The 2,500-nt window shown below is 56.4% G+C and carries 2 rRNA genes (1 of these 2 cut by a window edge); both read right to left on the bottom strand.

Annotation, left to right across the window (positions count from 1 at the left end):
- Window positions 1–1,579 (bottom strand): 23S ribosomal RNA (locus tag MOPEL_RS18030); the annotation flags it as partial.
- Between the two features lie 360 nt (window positions 1,580–1,939).
- Window positions 1,940–2,500, bottom strand: a 16S ribosomal RNA gene (locus MOPEL_RS01300) (it continues 958 nt past the right edge of the window).

The following is a 2,500-nucleotide window of genomic DNA, read 5'->3' on the forward strand; positions in this document are numbered from 1 at the left end:
ACCAAAGGTGTGGTGAGGGCGGCTTCGGGTGCTTAGCATCCCCTGCCTCGATATGGGCGGTCTTGCGCCGGTACGGGAATATCAACCCGTTGTCCATCGACTACGCCTGTCGGCCTCGCCTTAGGTCCCGACTTACCCAGGGAAGATTAACTTGACCCTGGAACCCTTGGTCATTCGGCGGACGGGTTTCGCACCCGTCTTTCGCTACTCATGCCTGCATTCTCACTCGTGTGGCGTCCACGACTCGATCACTCGGCCGCTTCACTCGCCACACGACGCTCCCCTACCCAACCACACCCCTGCCAAAAAGGAGGATAATGTGTGATTGCCACAGCTTCGGTGATGTGCTTGAGCCCCGCTACATTGTCGGCGCGGAATCACTTGACCAGTGAGCTATTACGCACTCTTTCAAGGGTGGCTGCTTCTAAGCCAACCTCCTGGTTGTCATTGCAACTCCACATCCTTTTCCACTTAGCACACGCTTAGGGACCTTAGCTGATGATCTGGGCTGTTTCCCTCTCGACTACGAAGCTTATCCCCCGCAGTCTCACTGCCGCGTTCTCACTTACCGGCATTCGGAGTTTGGCTGACGTCAGTAACCCGGTGGGGCCCATTAGCCATCCAGTAGCTCTACCTCCGGCAAGAAACACGCGACGCTGCACCTAAATGCATTTCGGGGAGAACCAGCTATCACGGAGTTTGATTGGCCTTTCACCCCTACCCACAGCTCATCCCCTCAGTTTTCAACCTAAGTGGGTTCGGTCCTCCACGACGTCTTACCGTCGCTTCAACCTGGCCATGGGTAGATCACTCCGCTTCGGGTCTAGACCCCGCGACTCAAACGCCCTATTCGGACTCGCTTTCGCTACGGCTTCCCCACACGGGTTAACCTCGCCACGAAGCACTAACTCGCAGGCTCATTCTTCAAAAGGCACGCCGTCACCCCACAAGGAGGCTCCGACGGGTTGTAAGCACACGGTTTCAGATTCTATTTCACTCCCCTCCCGGGGTACTTTTCACCTTTCCCTCACGGTACTTGTCCGCTATCGGTCATCAGGGAATATTTAGGCTTAGCGGGTGGTCCCGCCAGATTCACACAGGATTTCTCGGGCCCCGTGCTACTTGGGAAATGCATAAGGGAGATCACAACGTTTCGGCTACGGGGGTCACACCCTCTACGCCAGGCCTTTCCAGACCTTTCGCCTACGCCATGAATTTCTTACTCCCCGACCAGTCGGTAGCCTGATCGAACACACTCCCACAACCCCGCACACACAACACCTACCAGCTTGACATGCATGCGGTTTAGCCTGTTCCGCTTTCGCTCGCCACTACTCACGGAATCACTGTTGTTTTCTCTTCCTGTGGGTACTGAGATGTTTCACTTCCCCACGTTCCCTCCACACACCCTATATATTCAGGTGCGGGTGACTGGACATGACTCCAGCCGGGTTTCCCCATTCGGAAATCCTCGGATCACAGTCTGGTTATCGACTACCCGAGGCTTATCGCAGATTCCCACGTCCTTCATCGGTTCCTGATGCCAAGGCATCCACCGTGTGCCCTTAAAAACTTGACCACAACAAAGATGCTCGCGTCCACTGTACAGTTCTCAAAACACCAACCCATCCCCACCCGACAGCCACCCATACGGCGACCACCAAAGAAGGGAGAGTAGAAACCAACCACACCGACCAGCCCGCAACAACGAGCCGGCCACTGATGTGCAGCCGATCCCTCAGGACCCAACAACGTGCCAAGCCTCCCACCCCACCGAACCGGCTTTCCACACTCACACCCTCTCCGAAGAGAAGACACGAGCCGTACTCACCGACCGGTAACGGTCGAAGGCCAACTAATCGATGATCCACCCTTGAGCATCGCCCCAGTCCCCACATTCGGAGGACATAAGAGGCGTCTCTGATGAGAAGCTCCTTAGAAAGGAGGTGATCCAGCCGCACCTTCCGGTACGGCTACCTTGTTACGACTTAGTCCCAATCGCCAGTCCCACCTTCGACGGCTCCCCCCACAAGGGTTAGGCCACCGGCTTCGGGTGTTACCGACTTTCGTGACTTGACGGGCGGTGTGTACAAGGCCCGGGAACGTATTCACCGCAGCGTTGCTGATCTGCGATTACTAGCGACTCCGACTTCATGGGGTCGAGTTGCAGACCCCAATCCGAACTGAGACCGGCTTTTAGTGATTCGCTCCACCTCGCGGCATCGCAGCACTCTGTACCGGCCATTGTAGCATGCGTGAAGCCCAAGACATAAGGGGCATGATGATTTGACGTCGTCCCCACCTTCCTCCGAGTTGACCCCGGCAGTCTCCCATGAGTCCCCACCATTACGTGCTGGCAACATGGAACGAGGGTTGCGCTCGTTGCGGGACTTAACCCAACATCTCACGACACGAGCTGACGACAACCATGCACCACCTGTACACCGACCTTGCGGGGCACCCATCTCTGAGTGTTTCCGGTGTATGTCAAGCCTTGGTA

Source organism: Mobilicoccus pelagius NBRC 104925 (genome assembly GCF_000247995.1).
In the GTDB taxonomy this organism is placed as follows: domain Bacteria; phylum Actinomycetota; class Actinomycetes; order Actinomycetales; family Dermatophilaceae; genus Mobilicoccus; species Mobilicoccus pelagius.